Origin of the sequence: Paraburkholderia ultramafica (assembly GCF_902859915.1) — a bacterium.
Classification (GTDB): domain Bacteria; phylum Pseudomonadota; class Gammaproteobacteria; order Burkholderiales; family Burkholderiaceae; genus Paraburkholderia; species Paraburkholderia ultramafica.
Window position 1 is genome coordinate 78,107 of record NZ_CADIKK010000018.1, and the last position, 20,379, is coordinate 98,485.

Annotated in this window: 22 protein-coding genes and 1 riboswitch; of the genes, 21 read left to right on the forward strand and 1 reads right to left on the reverse strand. The window is 65.1% G+C overall.

Annotation, left to right across the window (positions count from 1 at the left end; all coding sequences use genetic code 11):
* Window positions 1-3: 3 nt before the first annotated feature.
* Window positions 4-1,755 (reverse strand): ABC transporter ATP-binding protein/permease, encoded by a 1,752-nt coding sequence (locus HV744_RS19975; protein ID WP_175151147.1) that lies wholly within the window; start codon window positions 1,753-1,755, stop codon window positions 4-6.
* Window positions 1,756-2,194: 439 nt separating this feature from the next.
* A riboswitch (TPP riboswitch) is annotated at window positions 2,195-2,318 on the forward strand.
* A gap of 247 nt (window positions 2,319-2,565) precedes the next feature.
* Between HV744_RS19975 and HV744_RS19980 the strand changes: the two genes are divergently transcribed.
* The 21 genes from HV744_RS19980 (at window position 2,566) to hisF (ending at window position 20,378) form a co-directional block, all read left to right on the forward strand.
* Window positions 2,566-3,696, forward strand: a complete 1,131-nt coding sequence (locus HV744_RS19980; RefSeq protein ID WP_175151148.1) for an FAD-dependent oxidoreductase — start codon at window positions 2,566-2,568, stop codon at window positions 3,694-3,696.
* Between the two features lie 66 nt (window positions 3,697-3,762).
* The gene (thiS, locus tag HV744_RS19985) at window positions 3,763-3,960 is read left to right on the forward strand and encodes a sulfur carrier protein ThiS (protein ID WP_121315856.1); all 198 of its coding nucleotides are present in this window, start codon (window positions 3,763-3,765) and stop codon (window positions 3,958-3,960) included.
* A gap of 42 nt (window positions 3,961-4,002) precedes the next feature.
* Window positions 4,003-4,818, forward strand: a complete 816-nt coding sequence (locus tag HV744_RS19990; protein ID WP_175151149.1) for a thiazole synthase — start codon at window positions 4,003-4,005, stop codon at window positions 4,816-4,818.
* A complete protein-coding gene (thiE, locus tag HV744_RS19995; protein ID WP_175151150.1) occupies window positions 4,815-5,918 on the forward strand; it encodes a thiamine phosphate synthase in 1,104 nt (367 codons plus the stop codon). The genes HV744_RS19990 and thiE overlap by 4 nt, the downstream gene beginning before the upstream one ends.
* Window positions 5,919-6,012: 94 nt before the next feature.
* Window positions 6,013-6,834, forward strand: coding sequence for an ABC transporter ATP-binding protein (locus HV744_RS20000; RefSeq protein WP_175151151.1), 822 nt, complete (start codon window positions 6,013-6,015; stop codon window positions 6,832-6,834).
* Entirely contained in the window at window positions 6,831-7,598 is a 768-nt protein-coding gene (gene mlaE / locus HV744_RS20005) for a lipid asymmetry maintenance ABC transporter permease subunit MlaE (protein WP_175151152.1), read from the forward strand. Before HV744_RS20000 ends, mlaE begins: the two co-directional genes overlap by 4 nt.
* 91 nt (window positions 7,599-7,689) lie before the next feature.
* Entirely contained in the window at window positions 7,690-8,229 is a 540-nt protein-coding gene (mlaD, locus tag HV744_RS20010; RefSeq protein ID WP_175151153.1) for an outer membrane lipid asymmetry maintenance protein MlaD, read from the forward strand.
* A gap of 11 nt (window positions 8,230-8,240) precedes the next feature.
* A complete protein-coding gene (locus HV744_RS20015) occupies window positions 8,241-9,278 on the forward strand; it encodes an MlaA family lipoprotein (RefSeq protein WP_175151154.1) in 1,038 nt (345 codons plus the stop codon).
* A 114-nt stretch (window positions 9,279-9,392) separates the two neighbouring features.
* Window positions 9,393-10,025 carry an MlaC/ttg2D family ABC transporter substrate-binding protein gene (locus HV744_RS20020; RefSeq protein WP_175151155.1) on the forward strand — a complete coding sequence of 211 codons (633 nt, stop codon included), beginning with the start codon at window positions 9,393-9,395 and terminating at the stop codon, window positions 10,023-10,025.
* Window positions 10,022-10,315 carry an STAS domain-containing protein gene (locus HV744_RS20025; protein WP_175151156.1) on the forward strand — a complete coding sequence of 98 codons (294 nt, stop codon included), beginning with the start codon at window positions 10,022-10,024 and terminating at the stop codon, window positions 10,313-10,315. The genes HV744_RS20020 and HV744_RS20025 overlap by 4 nt, the downstream gene beginning before the upstream one ends.
* Before the next feature lie 170 nt (window positions 10,316-10,485).
* Window positions 10,486-11,418, forward strand: a complete 933-nt coding sequence (locus tag HV744_RS20030; protein ID WP_175151157.1) for an ABC transporter ATP-binding protein — start codon at window positions 10,486-10,488, stop codon at window positions 11,416-11,418.
* Window positions 11,415-12,170 carry an ABC transporter permease gene (locus HV744_RS20035; RefSeq protein WP_175151158.1) on the forward strand — a complete coding sequence of 252 codons (756 nt, stop codon included), beginning with the start codon at window positions 11,415-11,417 and terminating at the stop codon, window positions 12,168-12,170. The genes HV744_RS20030 and HV744_RS20035 overlap by 4 nt, the downstream gene beginning before the upstream one ends.
* Before the next feature lie 15 nt (window positions 12,171-12,185).
* Entirely contained in the window at window positions 12,186-12,425 is a 240-nt protein-coding gene (locus HV744_RS20040; RefSeq protein ID WP_006052280.1) for a BolA family protein, read from the forward strand.
* Window positions 12,426-12,536: 111 nt separating this feature from the next.
* Complete coding sequence (gene murA, locus HV744_RS20045) at window positions 12,537-13,799, forward strand: UDP-N-acetylglucosamine 1-carboxyvinyltransferase (RefSeq protein WP_175151233.1); 1,263 nt, start codon at window positions 12,537-12,539, stop codon at window positions 13,797-13,799.
* A complete protein-coding gene (gene hisG, locus HV744_RS20050; protein WP_175151159.1) occupies window positions 13,796-14,482 on the forward strand; it encodes an ATP phosphoribosyltransferase in 687 nt (228 codons plus the stop codon). The genes murA and hisG overlap by 4 nt, the downstream gene beginning before the upstream one ends.
* 65 nt (window positions 14,483-14,547) lie before the next feature.
* Entirely contained in the window at window positions 14,548-15,879 is a 1,332-nt protein-coding gene (hisD, locus tag HV744_RS20055) for a histidinol dehydrogenase (RefSeq protein WP_175151160.1), read from the forward strand.
* Window positions 15,880-16,076: 197 nt separating this feature from the next.
* Window positions 16,077-17,147 carry a histidinol-phosphate transaminase gene (hisC, locus tag HV744_RS20060; RefSeq protein WP_175151161.1) on the forward strand — a complete coding sequence of 357 codons (1,071 nt, stop codon included), beginning with the start codon at window positions 16,077-16,079 and terminating at the stop codon, window positions 17,145-17,147.
* 63 nt (window positions 17,148-17,210) lie between these two features.
* On the forward strand, window positions 17,211-17,798 hold the full coding sequence (gene hisB / locus HV744_RS20065) for an imidazoleglycerol-phosphate dehydratase HisB (protein ID WP_175151162.1): 588 nt from the start codon (window positions 17,211-17,213) through the stop codon (window positions 17,796-17,798).
* A gap of 108 nt (window positions 17,799-17,906) precedes the next feature.
* Window positions 17,907-18,548 (forward strand): imidazole glycerol phosphate synthase subunit HisH, encoded by a 642-nt coding sequence (gene hisH, locus HV744_RS20070; protein ID WP_175151163.1) that lies wholly within the window; start codon window positions 17,907-17,909, stop codon window positions 18,546-18,548.
* Between the two features lie 205 nt (window positions 18,549-18,753).
* Window positions 18,754-19,506, forward strand: a complete 753-nt coding sequence (gene hisA, locus HV744_RS20075) for a 1-(5-phosphoribosyl)-5-[(5-phosphoribosylamino)methylideneamino]imidazole-4-carboxamide isomerase (RefSeq protein WP_106284196.1) — start codon at window positions 18,754-18,756, stop codon at window positions 19,504-19,506.
* Between the two features lie 98 nt (window positions 19,507-19,604).
* Entirely contained in the window at window positions 19,605-20,378 is a 774-nt protein-coding gene (hisF, locus tag HV744_RS20080) for an imidazole glycerol phosphate synthase subunit HisF (RefSeq protein WP_175151164.1), read from the forward strand.
* Window position 20,379: the final 1 nt, after the last annotated feature.

Genomic DNA, 20,379 nt, shown 5'->3' on the forward strand with positions numbered 1-20,379 from the left:
CGCTTATGCCGCGATCGCTTCGCCGGTGCGCTCGACGTCGAGCGTTTCGTCGTGGAACGCAGCCAGCGATTCGCGATGCGCGACACTGACAATCGCCGCCTTCGGCAACCGCTCCGTGAACAGGCGATAAAGACGCGCCTCGTTTTCCGCGTCGAGCGCGCTGGTCGCTTCGTCGAGGAACAGGTAGTCCGGCTTGTGCAGCAGCACGCGCGCGGCGGCGAGGCGCTGCTGTTCGCCCGGCGACAGAATGCGGGTCCAGTGCCCCGATTCCTGCAGACGGTCGGCGTACTCCGACAGGTGGCAGATGATGAGCGCTTCGCGGCATTCGTCGTCGGTGTAGGTGTTGGCCGGGGACGGATAGGCGAGCGCCGCCTTCAGCGTGCCGATCGGCATGTAGCTGACCTGCGGTATGAACATCATGCGCGCGTTGACCGGCGCGTCGATCGAGCCATCGCCGAACGGCCACAGGCCGGCGAGTGCGCGCATCAGCGTGCTCTTGCCCGAACCGGACGGACCGCGCACCAGCCAGCGCGAGCCAGGCTGAATCGCGATATCGCGGATGCGCGACAGCGGGTTGCCGTTCGGCAACGCGAGCTTGAGGCCGTCGGTGGACAGCGAGTCGGCGTCGACGAAATGCAGGTTGATGCCGCCATGCTCGGTGGCCGGCGAAACCGATTCCTTCAGACGCGGCGCATGCACGACGCGCCTGAATTCGCGCAACCGGTTCACGGTGGCGCGCCATTCGACGAGGCTCGCGTAACTGTTGATGAACCACGAGAACGAATCGCTGACGGTGCCGAATGCGCTGGAAATCTGCATCAGCACGCCGAAGGTGAAGGCGCCCGCGAAGTAGCGGGGCGCGGCGACCACCAGCGGAAAAATGATGGCGATCTGACCGTAGAAGCTCAGCACGAAGGTGAGCCGCTTGGTGTACTTCATCACCTGCCACCAGTTGTCGCGGATGCGGCGGAACAGCGACTGCGCGTTCGTCTTCTCGGTGTCCATGCCGTTGTAGAACGCGATCTGCTCGGCGTTCTCACGCAAACGGATCAGGCCGAAACGGAAATCCGCCTCGACTTTCTGCGCCTGGTAGTTGATCGGCACGAGCGGATGGCCAACCTTCTGGATGATCAGCGAGCCGACCACCGCGTACAGCGCCGCGGCCCACACCATGTAGCCCGGAATCTGCAGCGGCATGCCGCCGAGCGAGAGGGTCAGCGCGCCGGCCAGCGACCACAGGATCGTGATGAACGACACCAGCGTGACGACGGTGGACAGCAGGTCGAGCGTCAGCGACAGCGTGGTGGTGGCGAACGATTGCAGGTCGTCGCTGATCCGCTGGTCGGGGTTGTCGGCGAGGCGGTCGCGTTCGATCCGGTAGAAGGCGCTGTCGTGCAGCCACTCGTTCAGGTAGCGCGTCGTGAGCCACTGGCGCCAGCGGAAGCCGAGCATCTGGCGCAGATAACGCCCGTACACCGCGAGGATGATGAAGCCGAACGCGAGTCCCGAGAACACCATCAGCAGGTGCGGGAAGTCGCGCACGTTCTTGGTTTGCAGCGCGTTGTAGAAGTCGGCGCTCCAGCGGTTCAGGCGCACGTTGATCCACACGACGAGCAAATTCATCACGATGATCGCGATGAGCAGGCCCCACGCCGTCTTGCGTTCTTCGGAAACCCAGTAAGGTTTGATCAGACTCCAGGCGGAGACTTTTTCGTCGGGCGGCAGCGCGGGGCTGGCAGAAGTATTTAGTGTCATGAGCGTCCTGATGAAGTGCTGATCCGAAGTGCTGGCCCATCTTGGGCTGGCCCATCTCGGGTTGGCCCATTCCGGGCCGACGCATTGCTGGTCGGCCCCTTTCGGTCTATCCCATCGAAGGCTGGCCCACCTTGGGGACCGCCCTGCGACGGGCGTGTGGTACCTACCCGGGCGTCGTGCTCGACGAACGCACGTCCGGGCGAGCGTGCGATTCTGGCGTGAAGCCCTTAAGCGAAAATTAATTTTCGCCGCCAGCCGTCGCCTCGATGCCGCCGCGGCGCGTGCGGCAAGGCGTGCGTGCGGCATCCGGTCTTGGCATTGTGCCAGAGCGCCGACTCCGCCCGCATCGGCGCGGCGAAACAGGATGCCGGATCGAACTCCGGCTGACCGCGCAAGCCGCTGGTTTGCGGGCGCCGCGCCTTTTATGGTCTAATGACCTTCGACGAAACAGGGGTGCTTCGCCCACAGGCGGTGTGATTTTCATACCGCGGCGGCGAGGCTGAGAGAGACCCTTTGCACCCGATCCGGGTAATACCGGCGCGGGAAGTTTCCGGAAGCAAGCAGTCTTCCATTCCCCGCCGGGCGGCGTCCGTACATCGGTACGCGCGTAGTGTCCGGCCGGCTTCACCCGCCGGTTTCGTCCTGGGTACGTGCGTTTTGTTGGCCGTACGGAAAGGACTCGATGACCGCCTATTCTTCAGATATGTGTTTTGTTCTTCGCCACGCCGCCGTCGGCGTGCCGTGCTGCTTTAGCCTTGCTTGCTGCCGCGTATCGGAATGCACGCGGGAATGCAAGTGGGAGTGCGCGCGATGAACCGTCCTGCACAACCCGATTTCGCCGTCCTCGGGGGCGGTCTTTGCGGCCGGCTGGTCGCGTGGCGTCTGGCCGGACAAGGGCATCGCGTGGCGCTTTATGAGCGTGGCGACGCCGCCGGTTCGCAGGCCGCCGCATGGGTCGCCGCGGCGATGCTGGCGCCGCTGGCGGAAGCCGCCAGTGCCGAGCTGCTGATCACGCGGCTCGGCGCGAGTTCCCTCGATGCCTGGCCGCAAGTGCTGGCCGAATTGCCCGAGCCGGTTTTCTTCCAGCGCAATGGCACGCTGGTCGTCTGGCATCACGCCGACCGCACGGAGGCGCCGTTGTTCGAACGCCGGGTGCGCTCGAACGCGCCGGCCGAACTGCTCGACGGCGGATTCGTGACGCTGGCGGGCGCGCAGGTCGGCGCCGCCGAGCCCGCGTTGGCGGGCCGCTTCAATCAAGGCTGGCTGCTGCCGCGCGAAGGCCAGCTGGATAACCGCCAGGTGCTGGCTGCCCTGGCCGCGGGCCTCGCCCAGCGCGGTGTCGAAACGCACTGGAATACGCCGGTCGACGAGCAGTCGCTGCCGCCCGCGTGCGTCACGATCGACTGCCGGGGCCTGGGCGCGAAGCCCGTGCTGCCCACGTTGCGCGGCATTCGCGGCGAAGTCGCGCGCGTGCATGCGCCCGGTATCAACCTGACGCGCCCGGTGCGGCTGCTGCATCCGCGCTATCCGCTTTATATCGCGCCGAAGCAGAACGACCTCTACGTGATCGGCGCCACCGAAGTCGAAGGCGAGGACATGTCGCCGGTCAGCGTGCGCTCGGCGCTCGAACTGCTGAGCGCGGCGTTTTCCGTGCATCCCGGCTTCGGCGAGGCGCGCATCCTCGAACTGAATTCGCAGTGCCGCCCAACCTTGCCGGATCACCGTCCGGCGCTGCTGTGGGACGGTGCGCAGACGCTGCGCGTGAACGGCCTGTACCGGCATGGCTACATGATCGCGCCCGAAGTCGCCGACGAGGCCGTGCGCTTCGCCGCCGCGCTGCTCGACGGCCGCATCGGCGATGCCGACGCGTTCGCCGACTGGCGCCGCGCCGCGCGCTGGAGCGAGCTCTTCCAACAGGATTGCGCGCGGGAGCCGGCATGAGCGTTACGGGCTTCAACGCCGCGCGCCATGCCGCTTTCGCCATCGATTGAACCGTATTCGAACACCATGGACATTCATATCAATCAGAAGCCGTTGTCGCTGCCCGAAGGCGCGACTGTCGCCGATGCGCTCGCCGCGTACGGCGCGCGTCCGCCGTTCGCGGTCGCGCTGAACGGCGATTTCGTCGCGCGCACCCAGCATGCGGCGCGCGCGCTGCAGCCGGGCGACCGGCTCGACGTCGTGCAACCCGTGGCGGGCGGCTAAACGCCGCCTCGCCACGCATTGCCGGAGACCAGGATGATGCACATGACTTCCCCCCAGACCGCAGACGCGCTCACGCTGTACGGCCAGACCTTCGCGAGCCGCGTGCTGCTCGGTACCTCGCGCTATCCGTCGCTGCAGTCGCTGTCCGATTCGATCGACGCGGCGCGCCCCGGCATGGTGACCGTCGCGCTGCGCCGGCAGATGAACGAGGGCGGCGCCGAAGCCGGCTTCTTCGATCTGCTCAAGCGCCACGGCGTGCCGCTGCTGCCGAACACCGCAGGTTGCCTGACCGTCGGCGAGGCGGTGACGACCGCGCACATGGCGCGCGAAATCTTCGAAACCGACTGGATCAAGCTCGAACTGATCGGCGACGACTACACGTTGCAGCCCGATCCGGTCGGCCTGATCGAAGCGGCCGCGCAACTGGTCAAGGACGGCTTCAAGGTGCTGCCGTATTGCACCGAAGATCTGGTGATCGGCCGCCGTCTGCTCGACGCCGGCTGTGAAGCGCTGATGCCGTGGGGCGCGCCGATCGGCACCGGCAAGGGCGTGATCAACCCTTACGGGCTGCGCGTGCTGCGCGAGCGGCTGCCGGATGTGCCGCTGATCGTCGACGCCGGGCTCGGCGTGCCATCGCATGCGGCGCAGGTGATGGAGTGGGGCTTCGACGGCGTGCTGCTGAACACCGCGGTGTCGCAGGCGACGCACCCCGACGCGATGGCGCGCGCTTTCGCGCTGGGTGTCGAAGCGGGCCGCCAGGCTTTTCTGGCGGGGCCGATGGCCGAGCGCGAAAGCGCGCACGCGAGCACGCCGGTAGTCGGCATGCCGTTCTGGCATCAAGACGGGAGCGCCGCATGACGCAAACACTGGCATTGAAGGATCGCGACCTGTTCTGGCCGCCCGCCGACGAACTCACCGAAGTTACCGAGCGCATCCGCGCGCGCCTCGGCGACTGGCCGCCGACGCATGCGCCGTGGCGCATCTGCCTGACCGCGCCGGACGCGCCGAACGGCGGCGACCTGATCGTGATCGCGGACGCCCAACAGCATGGCGAACAGATGGCTCGCTGGCTGGTGCAGGGCGCCGGCGTGATCGAAGCGGCGCAGAATAAGGCCACGCTGCATCTGGGCGGCGAAAAGTATCGCCTCGAGGGCCATCTGGCGGAAGACTGGATCGCCGCGTTGGCCGCGTTTCTCGACTGCGGTTTCGATCCGCATGACGCGCTGGTGCTGGCGCTCGCGTGGCGCGACGGCGACGAAACCCGCGCGGACGACGCGTTCCCGGCCGATCTCGCCCGTTTCCCGCGCCTCGCCGGCATGCCGGCCGCGCCGGCGCAAGCGTTCGCGCGTTGCCCGGACCGGCTGGGTCTGTACCCGGTGCTGCCAACTGCGGAGTGGGTCGAGCGGGTGGTGGGCTTCGGCGTGAAGACGGTGCAGTTGCGCCGCAAATCGGCCGAACCCGCCGACGAACTGAAGCGCGAAATCGCCCGCTGCGTGGCCGCCGGTCGCGCGCACGACGCCCAGGTGTTCATCAATGACCACTGGCAGGCCGCGCTCGAAGCGGGTGCGTACGGCGTCCACCTCGGTCAGGAGGACCTGCACACCGCCGACCTGTCCGCGCTGGCGGCCGCCGGCATCCGGCTGGGCCTGTCGACGCACGGTTTCTACGAGATTCTGAAGGCGCTGCATTTTCGGCCGAGCTACATTGCATTAGGCGCAGTCTTTCCGACCACCACCAAAGTCATGCCGACCGCACCGCAGGGTCTCAAACGCCTCACGCGCTACGTACGCCTGCTCGACGGCGTCGTGCCGCTGGTGGCGATCGGCGGGATCGACCTGCAAGTGCTGCCCGAAGTGCTGGCGACGGGGGTCGGCTGCGCGGCCGTGGTGCGCGCGGTCACGGAAGCTTCCGACCCGGCTGCCGCGGTTTCTGCGCTGCAACAAGGGTTTACGCGATAATCGTCAGGCATCGTTAAGGGAAAGGGCACCTCACGGCAGGTTTTGCATGATGGCCCTATAATTCGGCCTTCCGTGTAAAAGGACTGTCAGTTTCGTGTCTTCCTCCCCCGAGACCTTACTCGAGCTGCGCGACGTCGACTTCGGTTACGGCGACCGGCTTGTCCTGTCGAACCTGAATCTGCGCTTCAAACGCGGTCAGGTCGTCGCGGTCATGGGCGGCTCGGGTTGCGGCAAGACCACGGTGCTGCGTCTGATCGGCGGCCTGGTGCGCGCGCAACGCGGCCAGATTGTTTTCGATGGCCAGGACGTCGGCCAGCAGTCGCGCGACGGCCTTTACGCGCTGCGCCGCAAGATGGGCATGCTGTTCCAGTTCGGTGCGCTGTTCACCGACATGTCGGTGTTCGAAAACGTCGCCTTCGCGCTGCGCGAGCACACCGATCTTCCCGAAGAATTGCTGCGCGACCTCGTGTTGATGAAGCTCAACGCGGTCGGCTTGCGCGGCGCGCGCGACCTGATGCCGTCGGAGATTTCGGGCGGCATGGCGCGGCGCGTGGCGCTGGCGCGTGCCATCGCGCTCGACCCCGAACTGATGATGTACGACGAGCCGTTCGCCGGTCTCGATCCGATCTCGCTCGGCATTACCGCGAACCTGATTCGCGCGTTGAATCAGGCGCTGGGCGCGACCTCGATCCTGGTCACGCACGACGTGCCGGAATCGTTCGCGATCGCGGATTACGTCTACTTCCTCGCCAACGGCGGGGTGCACGCCGAGGGCACGCCGGCCGAGCTGCGCGCGTCGGCCGATCCGACGGTGCGGCAGTTCATCGACGGCGCGCCGGACGGCCCGTTCAAATTCCACTATCCGAGCAAGGCGCCGCTGGCGGCGGACTTCGGCATCGGCGGAGGCCAGTCATGATCAGTACGATCGGTCGCTCGGTGACCGGCGGGCTGGGCACGGCCGGCTACGCCACGCGCTTTTTCTTCCGGCTGCTGCTCGAATTTTTCCCGCTGCTGCGCCGGCCGCGCCTTGTCACGAAGCAGATCCACTTCCTGGGAAATTATTCGCTGGTGATCATCGCCGTGTCGGGGCTGTTCGTCGGCTTCGTGCTCGGCTTGCAGGGCTACTACACGCTCAATCGCTACGGCTCCGAACAGGCGCTGGGGCTCTTGGTCGCGCTGTCGCTCGTGCGTGAACTCGGGCCGGTGGTCACGGCGCTGCTGTTCGCCGGCCGGGCCGGCACGTCGCTGACCGCCGAGATCGGCTTGATGAAGGCGGGCGAGCAACTGACCGCGATGGAAATGATGGCCGTCGATCCGGTCAAGGTCGTGGTCGCGCCGCGCCTGTGGGCCGGCATTATCGCGATGCCGGTGCTCGCGGCGATTTTCAGCGCCGTCGGTGTGTTGGGCGGTTACGTGGTGGGGGTGCTGCTGATCGGCGTCGACGCAGGCGCGTTCTGGTCGCAGATGCAGGGCGGCGTCGATGTCTGGCGCGATGTGGGCGCCGGGGTCGTCAAGAGCGTGGTGTTCGGCCTCGCGGTGACGTTCGTCGCGCTGTTTCAGGGCTACGAAGCCAAGCCGACGCCGGAAGGCGTGTCGCGCGCGACGACCAGGACGGTCGTGTACGCGTCGCTGGCGGTACTCGGACTCGATTTTCTGCTGACCGCACTGATGTTCAGCTAAAACTGCGCGGCACGTTTCCCGCCGGCGGCGCGTCACTGGCCGCGCGCGGCGGGGAGCGTCGACGGCGTGGCGGATTCACTTTGGGATGACGATGAAAAAGACTGCTCTCGACTTCTGGGTCGGCCTGTTCGTGGTGTTGGGTTTCGTGGCGTTGCTGTTTCTCGCGCTGAAGGCCGGCAACATGAGCTCGTTGTCTTTCCAGGCAACCTACCCGGTCAAGCTCAAGTTCGACAATATCGGCGGGCTCAAGGCGCGCGCGCCCGTGAAGAGCGCGGGCGTGACGGTCGGCCGGGTCGCGTCGATCGGCTTTGACAGCAATGCGTATCAGGCGGTCGTCACGATCGATATCGACAAGCAATTTCAGTTTCCGAAAGACACCTCGGCGAAAATCCTGACCTCGGGTCTGCTCGGCGAACAGTACATCGGACTCGAACCCGGTGGCGACAGCGAGATGCTCAAGGCCGGCGACTCGATCTCGATGACGCAATCGGCGATCGTGCTGGAAAACCTGATCGGCCAGTTCCTGTATAGCAAGGCCGCGGATTCGGGGGCGTCGAAGCCTGCCGCGCCCGCGACCTCGCCCGCGGCGCCGGCGCCGGGTTCACCTGTCTCCGGCGCTGCCGGCCAATAAGGAGAACAACAATGCAGACCACACGCATCGGAGGCGCGCGCGCCTTCCAGTTGGGCAAGTTGGCGGTAGTGGCAACGCTGCTGGCCGGCTGCGCCACCGTGGAGACGCCGACCAAGGGCGACCCGTTCGAAGGTTTCAACCGTACGATCTTCACCGTCAACGACAAGATCGACCAGTACGCGCTGAAGCCGGTCGCCAAGGGCTACGTGTGGGCAACGCCGCAGCCGGTGCGCGACAGCGTGACGAACTTCTTCTCGAACATCGGCGACGTCTACATCGCGGCGAACAACCTGCTGCAGTTGAGGATCACCGATGGTGTGCAGGACATCATGCGGATCGTGATCAACACGGTGTTCGGTGTCGGTGGCCTGTTCGACGTGGCGACGCTCGCCAAGCTGCCCAAGCATGACAACGACCTCGGTCTGACGCTCGGCCACTACGGCGTGCCGCCGGGGCCGTACCTGGTGCTGCCGCTGTTCGGGCCGAGCACCGTGCGCGACGCGGTCGGTTCGATCGGCAATTACTATGTGAATCCGCTCAGCTACATTGATCCGCCGGGTCTGAGCTGGGCGCTGTACGGCCTGAACATCGTCAACACGCGTGCGAATCTGCTGGGTGCGAGCGAAGTGCTGGAAGGCGCCGCGCTCGACAAATACTCGTTCGTGCGTAACGCGTATCTGCAACGCCGCCAGTATCTGCTGTCGGACGGCAGGCGCTCGCAGGCGCTGCCGAATTACGACGAGGAAGCGCCGCTGCCGAAGTACGAGGACGTCGAAGGCGGCGCGGCTGCCGCGCCGGCCGGTGCGGCAGCCGGAACAGCCGGCGCTGCGGCGGGCACGCAGGGCGCTGCTGCGAAGGCGGCCGGGGCATCCGGCACGGCCGTCGCAACGCCGCCGCAGGCAGCTCCTGCGGCCGCACCCGAAGCCGCGTCCGGCAGCTCCGAAACGCCGCCGCTCGACCTGAACGGCGGGCCCGAAACGACGCAGATTCCGGCAGGCCAGCTGGTTCCGCCGACGCGTTTCAACTTTCCGTCATTCAAATTGCGCTGAAGGTGCTGCCGTAACAGATCGATACGACTCTCGCAGTTTGCGCATGGATTGCCGTCGAACTCGCGTGTTAAGGTCGGCTCAAACGCTTGCACAACTTTTAAGGCTAGGCTCGATATGAAAAAATTCTTCCTGATTCCGTTGTTTGCCGTGTTGTTTTCATTCGTTAGTGCCGGTGCATCGGCACAAACCGTCGACACGAGTTCGCCGGACGGCATGGTCAAGACCGTCACGCAGCAAGTGATCGACGCGATCCACGCCGACAAGTCGATCCAGCAAGGCGACATCACGCAGATCACGCGCCTCGTCAACGAAAAGATCCTGCCGTACATGGATTTCCGCCGCACCACGCAACTGGCGATGGGGCGCAACTGGCGCACGGCCACGCCCGAGCAGCAAAACGCCGTGGTCGAGCAGTTCAAGATGCTGCTGATCCGCACGTACTCGGGCGCGCTCGCGCAGGTGCGCGACCAGCAGATCCAGTACAAGCCGTTCCGCATGAACCCGGACGACACCGACACAGTGGTGCGCTCGGTCGTGATGAACAACGGCTCGCCGATCGAACTCGACTACCGTCTGTACAAGACGCCGCAAGGCTGGCGCGTGTATGACATCAACGTGCTCGGCGCATGGCTGATTCAGGCGTATCAGCAGCAGTTCAGCGAGCAGATCCAGCAGAAGGGCGTGGACGGACTGATCCAGTTCCTCACGCAGCGCAATCAGCAACTCGCCGCGGGCAAGCAGTCGTGAACGAAGTGCTGAGCCCCGTCGCCAACCGCTTCGAGAGCGCCGCGACGTTGACCCACGAGAGCGCGAAGGCCGCGCTCGCGGCGGGTTTGCAACGCATCGCGGCCGGCGCGACCGGCGTGGACTGCGCGCCGCTCGCGCAATTCGATTCGTCCGCGCTGGCCGTGCTCCTCGCGTGGGAGCGTGCCGCGCAGGCGCGCGGCGTCAAGTTCGAAATCATCAATCTGCCGGCTGCTCTCGCCAGCCTCGCACAAGCCTACGGCGTCGATACCCTCTTGTCGGCGCGACATTGACGCTCTAAGCGCGTCACTCCCAATCTCCCCGGTCGAGTCGGGGCCGCTGATTTTTGCCCTATAATCAAACGTTTTTTGGGGCACTTAACCGGCCCCAATTCCGTTCCTCCCAGCATTTGCGCGCCCTCCCAGGGCTCCTTTAGGCGCCGCGACGCACGCGGCCCACAGTCATGTCAGCCATAGAAATTCGTAACGTCAAGAAGCGCTACAAGGACTTGCAGGCGCTCAAGGGCGTCAGCCTCACGGTCGAAGAAGGCGAGTTCTTCGGACTGCTCGGTCCGAACGGCGCGGGCAAGACGACGCTCATCAGCATCCTCGCCGGCCTCGCTCGCGCCGATGAAGGCAGCATCGCGGTACGCGGCCACGACGTCGTGGCCGATTTCCGCGACGCGCGCCGCGCGCTCGGCGTGGTGCCGCAGGAACTCGTGTTCGATCCGTTCTTCACCGTTCGCGAAACCTTGCGCATCCAGTCCGGCTATTACGGGCTGCGCAACAACGACGCGTGGATCGACGAGATCATGGCCAATCTCGACCTCACCGACAAAGCCGACGCCAACATGCGCGCGCTGTCGGGCGGCATGAAGCGCCGCGTGCTGGTCGCGCAGGCGCTGGTGCACCGGCCGCCGGTGATCGTGCTCGACGAGCCGACCGCGGGCGTCGACGTCGAGCTGCGCCAAACGCTGTGGAAGTTCATCTCGCGCCTGAACCGCGAAGGCCACACCATCGTGCTGACCACGCACTATCTGGAAGAAGCCGAGTCGCTGTGCGACCGCATCGCGATGTTGCGCCGTGGCGAGGTGGTCGCGCTGGAACGTACCAGCACGCTGTTGCAACGCTTTGCCGGCATGCAGCTGTTCGTGCGTTTCGCGCACGGCGTCCTGCCTGCCGAATTGCGTCCGCTCGAAGTGGAAAGCGGCGCGGGCAACGGCAATGGCCGCCAGCATCTGCTGCGCCTCGTGAGCTACGACGACGTCGAGCGGATTCTCGCGCAGTGCCGCGCAGCGGGCTGCACATTCGAAGAAATCGAGGTCCGCAAGGCCGACCTCGAAGATGTGTTCGTTCAGGTGATGAACGGTCCGGAAGTGATCGAGGAGCTTGCATGAGCGGTTTCCGTACGCTGTTTTACAAGGAGCTCCTGCGTTTCTGGAAGGTTGCCTTCCAGACCGTGCTCGCGCCGGTCATTACCGCGCTTCTTTATCTGACCATCTTCGGCCACGCGCTGCGCGGCCATGTGCAGGTCTATCCGGGCGTCGAATACACGAGCTTCCTGATTCCGGGTCTCGTGATGATGAGCGTGTTGCAGAACGCGTTTGCGAACAGCTCGTCGTCGCTGATCCAGTCGAAGATCACCGGCAACCTGGTGTTCGTGCTGCTGCCGCCGCTGTCGCACTACGAGATGTTCGGCGCCTACGTGCTCGCCGCCGTCGCGCGCGGACTGGCGGTCGGCTTCGGCGTGTTCATCGTGACGATCTGGTTCGTGCCGCTCAGCTTCATCGCGCCGTTCTACATCATTCTGTTCGCGATTTTCGGCGCGGCGATTCTCGGCACGCTCGGTTTGATCGCCGGCATCTGGGCCGAGAAGTTCGATCAGCTTGCCGCGTTTCAAAACTTTCTGATCATGCCGCTCACGTTCCTCTCGGGCGTGTTCTACTCGACGCACACGCTGCCGGCGGGATGGCGCGAAGTGTCGCGGCTCAATCCTTTTTTCTACATGATCGACGGCTTTCGCTACGGCTTCTTCGGGATGTCGGATATCAATCCGCTCGTGAGCCTCGCGATCGTCGCCGGTTTCTTTGTGGTGCTGGCCGTGGTGGCGATGCGCATGCTCGCTTCCGGCTACAAACTGCGCCACTGATCAGGAGCTTCTCTCATGTTGCCGACTCCAGAACAGGTCAAGCAATACATTGCGGCTGGGCTCGCTTGCCAGCATCTCGAAGTCGAAGGCGACGGCCAGCATTTCTTTGCGACCATCGTTTCGCCGAGCTTCGAAGGCAAGCGTCTGATCCAGCGCCATCAACTCGTGTATGCGGCGCTCGGCGACCGCATGCGTGAAGAAATCCACGCGCTCAGCATGAAAACGCTGACGCCCGCCGAATGGCAGAACGCGTAATCTGGAAATTTAGTGCGAATTACTCAAGAAGGACGCGACGCCGGTAGCGGCGCGTCGAACACGGTCAATGCAGCCCCGGCCGAAGTCCGGGTCAATCAGGAACTGACAGGCATGGATAAACTCGTCATTGAAGGTGGCTACCCGCTGTCGGGTGAAGTCGTCGTCTCAGGTGCGAAGAACGCGGCGTTGCCGATCCTGTGCGCGGGTCTGCTCAGCGCGGAGCCGGTGCATCTGGAGAACGTGCCCGATCTGCAGGACGTGCGCACGATGCTCAAGCTGCTCGGTCAGATGGGCGTGCGTATCGAGAGCGGCGAAGGGCGCGTGGCGCTGGACGCGTCGAAGGTCGACAACGTCGTCGCGCCGTACGAAATGGTCAAGACCATGCGCGCGTCGATCCTCGTGCTCGGCCCGCTGGTCGCGCGCTTCGGTCACGCACGGGTGTCGCTGCCGGGCGGCTGCGCAATCGGTGCGCGTCCGGTCGACCAGCACATCAAGGGCCTGCAGGCGATGGGCGCCGAGATCACGATCGAGCACGGCTTCATCGAAGCACGCGCGAAGCGTCTGAAGGGCGCGCGCATCGTCACCGACATGATCACGGTGACCGGCACCGAAAACCTGCTGATGGCAGCGGTGCTGGCCGAAGGCGAAACGGTCATCGAGAACGCGGCGCGTGAGCCGGAAGTCGGCGACCTCGCGCATCTGCTGGTCGCGATGGGCGCGCAGATCGAAGGCATCGGCACGGACCGCCTGCTGATCCAGGGCGTCGACAAGCTGCATGGCGCGAAGCACACGGTGATTCCGGATCGCATCGAAGCCGGCACGTTCCTGTGCGCGGTGGCGGTCGCCGGCGGCGACGTCACGTTGCGCAAAGTGCGTCCGCTGATCCTCGAAGCGGTGACCGAAAAGCTGCGCGAAGCCGGCGTCACGATCGAAGAGGGCGATCACTGGATGCGCGTGCGCATGGACCGGCGTCCGGCCGCCGTCACGTTCCGCACGTCTGAATACCCGGCGTTCCCGACCGACATGCAGGCGCAGTTCATGGCGCTGAACACGATCGCGCAAGGCACCTCGCAGGTCGTCGAAACGATCTTCGAAAACCGCTTCATGCACGTGCAGGAACTGAACCGCCTCGGCGCCAGCATCACGATCGACGGCAACACCGCGCTCGTGAACGGCGTCGACAAGCTGTCCGGCGCGATGGTGATGGCCACCGATCTGCGCGCGTCCGCGAGTCTCGTGATCGCCGCGTTGCGCGCCGAAGGCGAGACGCTGATCGACCGCATCTATCACCTGGATCGCGGCTACGACCGGATGGAGACCAAGCTCAACGCGATCGGCGCGGAGGTGCGCCGGGTGTCCGGGAGCCACGCATGAGTTCGATGCCGCAAACGTCGTCGTCTCCGGCGGTGAGCGCACCGCTCACGCTGGCGTTGTCGAAAGGGCGTATCTTCGAAGAAACGCTGCCGCTGCTCGCTGCAGCCGGCATCGAAGTGACCGAGGATCCGGAAACCTCGCGCAAGCTGATCCTGCCGACCACCGACGCGAACCTGCGCGTGATCATCGTGCGCGCCACCGACGTGCCGACCTATGTCGAGTACGGTGCGGCCGACTTCGGCGTGGCGGGCAAGGACGTGCTGCTCGAGCACGGCGGCAGCGGGCTGTATCAGCCGGTCGACCTGGAGATCGCGCGTTGCCGGATGTCGGTCGCGGTCGCGGCGGGTTTCGATTATGCGAAGGCGGTGCGCCAGGGCGCCCGCTTGCGCGTGGCGACCAAGTTCGTCGAAACCGCACGCGAGCATTTTGCCGCCAAGGGCGTGCACGTCGACCTGATCAAGCTGTACGGTTCGATGGAGCTGGCGCCGCTGGTCGGCCTCGCCGACGCGATCGTCGACCTGGTGAGTTCGGGCAATACCTTGCGCGCCAACAATCTTGTCGAGGTGGAGGAGATCATGGAAATCTCGTCGCGCCTCGTTGTGAACCAGGCGGCGCTGAAACTCAAGCGCGCCGCGTTGCGGCCGATTCTCGACGCGTTCGAACGCGCGTCGAAAGCCGGCTGAGCGACGGCCCGATAGTGTCAGTGTGACCACGCTGTAAAGCGCGCCTTACTGGAACGGATACCCGTATGTCTATCAAGATTCGCAAACTCGATTCCACCGCTCCCGGCTTCCAGAGGTCGCTGCACGAGGTGCTCGCGTTCGAGGCGAGCGAAGACGAAGCAATCGAGCGCTCGGTCGCGCAGATTCTGAACGACGTGAAGGCGCGCGGCGACGCGGCGGTGCTCGAGTACACGAACCGCTTCGACCGGGTCGACGCGAAGAGCGTCGCCGCGTTGGAGCTGCCGATGGCGGAACTGGAAGCGGCGCTCGAAGGCCTGGAGCCGAAGCGCCGGGCCTCGCTCGAAGCGGCGGCGGCGCGCGTGCGCGGCTATCACGAGAAGCAGAAGATCGAGTGCGGCAGCCATAGCTGGCAGTACACCGAGGCCGACGGCACGGTGCTTGGCCAGAAGGTCACGCCGCTCGATCGCGCGGGCATCTACGTGCCGGGCGGCAAGGCGGCGTATCCGTCGTCGGTGCTGATGAACGCGATTCCGGCGCGGGTGGCCGGGGTGCGCGAAATCGTCATGGTCGTGCCGACGCCGGACGGCGTGAAGAATCCGCTGGTGCTGGCGGCCGCGCTGCTGGGCGGGGTGGATCGCGTGTTCACCATCGGCGGCGCGCAGGCTGTGGGCGCATTGGCGTACGGCACGCAAACCGTGCCCGCGGTCGACAAGATCTGCGGTCCCGGCAACGCGTATGTCGCGTCGGCCAAGCGCCGCGTGTTCGGCACGGTGGGTATCGACATGATCGCCGGGCCGTCGGAAATTCTGGTGCTGTGCGACGGCACCACCGACCCGCGCTGGGTCGCGATGGACCTGTTCTCGCAAGCCGAGCACGACGAACTCGCGCAATCCATCCTGCTGTGCCCGGACGACGCGTTCATCGCCCGCGTGCATGACGCGATCAACGAATTGCTGCCGGGCATGCCGCGTCAGGACGTGATCCGCGCGTCGCTCGAAGGCCGCGGCGCGCTCATCAAGGTGCGCGACATGGCGGAAGCCTGCGCGATCGCCAACGATATCGCCCCGGAGCACCTCGAAATCTCCGCGCTGGAGCCGCATCAGTGGGGCAAGTTGATCCGCCATGCCGGCGCGATCTTCCTCGGCCGCTACACCAGCGAGAGCCTGGGCGACTACTGCGCGGGACCGAATCACGTGCTGCCTACGTCTCGTACCGCACGGTTCTCGTCGCCGCTGGGCGTCTATGATTTCTTCAAGCGCTCCAGCGTGATCGAGGTCAGCGCGGAAGGCGCGCAGACGCTCGGCGAGATCGCCGCCGAACTTGCGTACGGCGAAGGCCTGCAGGCGCATGCCCGCAGCGCCGAATACCGGATGCGGCAGAACAATGACCGCGGCTAGCCGCGGCGGGGCGCGGCGCACCTGATACAGAAGAGAAGCAGGCGGGCATCGAGCCGGTGCCCGCAAACTCCAACGACGGATTGCGTGCGCGCGCCCGCTCACCATTCCGTTCATCACGACAATACAGACGAACCGGGGCGGCCCGTGCGCCGCCGATGCCCGGCCGGCATCTGCCTCGCGGCCCGGTCCATAGACCTATGACGACACCTCAAGACATCATCCGCCGCGACGTACTCGCGATGACGAGTTATCCGGTTCCCGACGCCACGGGCTTCATCAAGCTCGACGCGATGGAAAACCCGTTTCCGCTGCCGCCGGTGCTGGCCGCGCATCTGGGCGAGCATCTGGCCGGTGTTGCGCTGAACCGCTACCCGGCGCCGCGCCCGGAAGCGCTGATTGAAAAGATCAAGCGCGTGATGGGCGTGCCCACCGGTTGCGACGTGTTGCTCGGCAACGGCTCGGATGAAATCATCAGCCTCGTGTCGATCGCGTGCGCGAAGCCGGGCGCGAAGGTGCTCGCGCCGGTGCCGGGTTTCGTGATGTATCAGATGTCGGCGCAGCTGGCGAATCTCGAATTCGTCGGCGTGCCGTTGAAGGCGGACTTCACGCTCGATACCGAAGCGATGCTCGCGGCGATCGCCGAGCATGAACCGGCGATCATCTATCTCGCGTATCCGAACAACCCGACCGGGACGCTGTTCGACGACGCCGACATGGCGCGCATCATCGCCGCGGCGAACCAGAGCCTCGTGGTGATCGACGAGGCTTATCAGCCGTTCGCGCAGCAAAGCTGGCTGCCGCGCGCCGACGCGTTCGACAATGTCGTCGTGATGCGTACGGTGTCCAAGCTCGGCCTCGCCGGTATCCGTCTCGGCTACCTGGTCGGCAAACCCGCGTGGCTGACCGAATTCGACAAGGTGCGCCCGCCGTACAACACCAACGTGCTGACGCAAGCCGCCGCCGATTTCCTGCTCGACCACGTCGACGTGCTCGACGCGCAAGCCGCACAACTGCGCGAAGAACGCACGAAACTCGCGCAGGCGGTGGCCGCGTTGCCGGGCGCCGAAGTGTTCCCGAGCGCCGGCAACTTCGTGCTGGTGCGGGTGCCCGACGCATCCGTGATGTTCGAAACGCTGCTGACGGCGCGGGTTCTGATCAAAAACGTGAGTAAAATGCATCCATTGCTGGCTAATTGCGTGCGATTGACCGTCGGTTCGCCGGAAGAAAACGCCCAATTGCTCGCCGGACTGAAACTCGTGCTGCATTGAACGGCCTCGCCGTTTTCCCACCCCACACTACTATCGCTTTCTAGCTCGATTCGAGGAATTACCATGCGCCTTGCGGAAGTCGTTCGCAACACCAGCGAAACGCAGATCCGTGTGAAGATCAATCTGGACGGCACCGGTCAGCAGAAGCTGGCCACCGGCGTGCCGTTTCTGGACCACATGCTCGACCAGATCGCACGGCATGGCCTGTTCGACCTCGAAATCGAAGCGCATGGCGACCTGCATATCGACGACCACCACACGGTCGAAGACACCGGCATCACGCTCGGCCAGGCTGTCGCGAAAGCGATCGGCGAGCGCAAGGGCATCCGCCGTTACGGTCATTCGTACGTGCCGCTCGACGAAGCGCTGTCGCGCGTCGTGATCGATTTTTCCGGCCGTCCGGGCCTCGAATTCCACGTGCCGTTCACGCGCGCGCGCATCGGCACGTTCGACGTCGATCTGTCGATCGAGTTTTTCCGCGGCTTCGTGAACCACGCCGGGGTCACGCTGCACATCGACAACCTGCGCGGCCTGAACGCCCACCATCAGATGGAAACGGTGTTCAAGGCATTCGGGCGTGCGTTGCGCATGGCCACTGAAATGGACGAACGCGCGGCAGGGCAGATTCCGTCGACCAAGGGCAGCCTTTAAGCCGTTCAACTTTAGACGACTCATTGACCAGGACCGCGCGTCGGCCAACCGTCGTTCGGCGCTGGACATCACCGTCGGTGGATTGAAGGCATTGCCGCCAGACTTGAAATGAAAACTTCGATAGCGATTGTGGATTACGGAATGGGCAACCTGCGCTCGGTTGCCCAGGCATTGCGCAAAGCCGCGCCGGAAGCGGATGTGGCGATCGTCGACCGGCCCGAAGCGATCCGCGCGGCCGACCGCGTGGTGCTGCCCGGCCAGGGTGCGATGCCCGACTGCATGCGCAGTCTCGGCGAGTCCGGCCTGCAGGAAGCGGTCATCGAGGCATCGCGCAGCAAGCCGCTGATGGGCGTATGCGTCGGCGAGCAGATGCTGTTCGACTGGAGCGCCGAAGGCGACACGCCAGGCTTGGGCCTGTTGCCCGGCAAGGTGCTGCGCTTCGATCTGGAAGGCCAGGTGCAGGACGACGGTTCGCGCTTCAAGGTCCCGCAAATGGGCTGGAACCGCGTGCGTCAGGCGCAGCCGCATCCGTTATGGGACGGCGTCGCCGACAACGCGTTCTTCTACTTCGTGCACAGCTATTACGTGCAGCCGGACAATCCCGCCCATACCTCGGGCGAAACGGTGTACGGTGTGCCCTTTACCTCGGCGGTGGCGCGGGATAACATCTTCGCCACCCAATTCCACCCGGAAAAGAGCGCCGACGCGGGGCTGCGCGTGTATCGCAACTTCGTGCACTGGAACCCGTGAGCGCCTTTCTTCATCCCGTTGCGGTGCCCTGTTCCGCCACAAGCGGGGCGTTTGCCGCGCGCCACGACCGCAGCACCACGATTTCGCTCCCAGAGGGCGCTCCGCAAGGGCGTCGAAAGAGTTGTACTAAACTAGCGAAACGGCGCTCCCGCGGACAGCCGCTGCCGCCGACCTTCAACCCCTTCCCAGACAACACCCGATTGCTATGCTGCTGATTCCCGCCATCGACCTGAAAGACGGTCAGTGTGTACGCCTCAAACAAGGCGATATGGACCAGGCGACGATATTTTCCGAGGAACCGGCGGCGATGGCCCGACATTGGGTCGAGCGTGGCGCCCGCCGTTTGCACCTCGTCGACCTGAATGGCGCGTTCGCGGGCAAGCCGAAGAATGAAGACGCGATCCGGGCGATCATCGAGGAAGTGGGCGGCGAGATTCCCGTGCAGCTGGGCGGCGGTATCCGCGACCTGAACACGATCGAGCGCTATCTGGACGACGGTTTGTCGTACGTGATCATCGGCACCGCGGCGGTGAAGAATCCGGGCTTTCTGCAGGATGCGTGCACGGCGTTCGGCGGCCATATCATCGTCGGGCTGGATGCGAAAGACGGCAAGGTCGCCACCGACGGCTGGAGCAAGCTGACCGGCCATGAAGTGGCCGATCTCGCGCGCAAGTTCGAGGACTACGGCTGTGAATCGATCATCTACACCGATATCGGCCGCGACGGCATGCTGCAAGGCATCAACATCGAAGCGACGGTGCGCCTCGCGCGCGCGGTGAAGATTCCGGTGATCGCGAGCGGCGGTCTGTCGAATCTCACCGACATCGAGTCGCTGTGCGAAGTCGAAGACGAAGGCATTGAAGGCGTGATCTGCGGCCGGGCGATCTACTCGGGCGATCTCGACTTCGCCGCGGCGCAGACGCTCGCGGACCGGTTGCGCGAATCGGACGACGCTTAAAGGTTGTTTCGGGCTCGTGCTCCGGGCGTCGCGCCGGCACTGTGCCGCAAGCCCCAGGCGAGCGGCTTCATCAGCGGTATTGGCAGAATTGCAAGATCATGGCTCTAGCTAAACGCATCATCCCCTGTCTCGACGTCACGGCTGGACGCGTGGTCAAGGGCGTCAACTTCGTCGAACTGCGCGACGCGGGCGACCCGGTCGAAATCGCCCGCCGTTACGACGATCAGGGCGCCGACGAACTCACCTTCCTCGACATCACCGCCACTTCCGATCAGCGCGATCTGATCCTGCCGATCATCGAAGCGGTCGCCTCCCAGGTGTTCATTCCGCTGACGGTCGGCGGCGGCGTGCGCGCCGTCGAAGACGTGCGGCGCCTGTTGAACGCGGGCGCGGACAAGATCAGCATGAATTCGTCGGCGGTCGCGAATCCGCAGCTCGTCAAAGACGCAACGGACAAATACGGCTCGCAGTGCATCGTCGTCGCGATCGATGCGAAACGCGTCTCCGCGGACGGCGAGCCGCCGCGCTGGGAAGTCTTCACGCACGGCGGGCGCAAGGCCACCGGCCTCGAAGCGGTCGAATGGGCGCGCAAGATGGCCGAACTCGGCGCCGGCGAGATCCTGCTGACCAGCATGGACCGCGACGGCACCAAGAGCGGCTTCGACCTCGCGCTCACGCGCGCGGTGTCGGACGCGGTGCCGATTCCGGTGATCGCGTCGGGCGGCGTGGGCAACCTGCAGCATCTGGCCGACGGCATCAAGACCGGCCACGCGGACGCGGTGCTGGCCGCGAGCATCTTCCACTACGGCGAGCACACTGTGGGCGAGGCCAAGCGCTTCATGGCCGATCAAGGCATTTCGGTGAGGTTGTGAC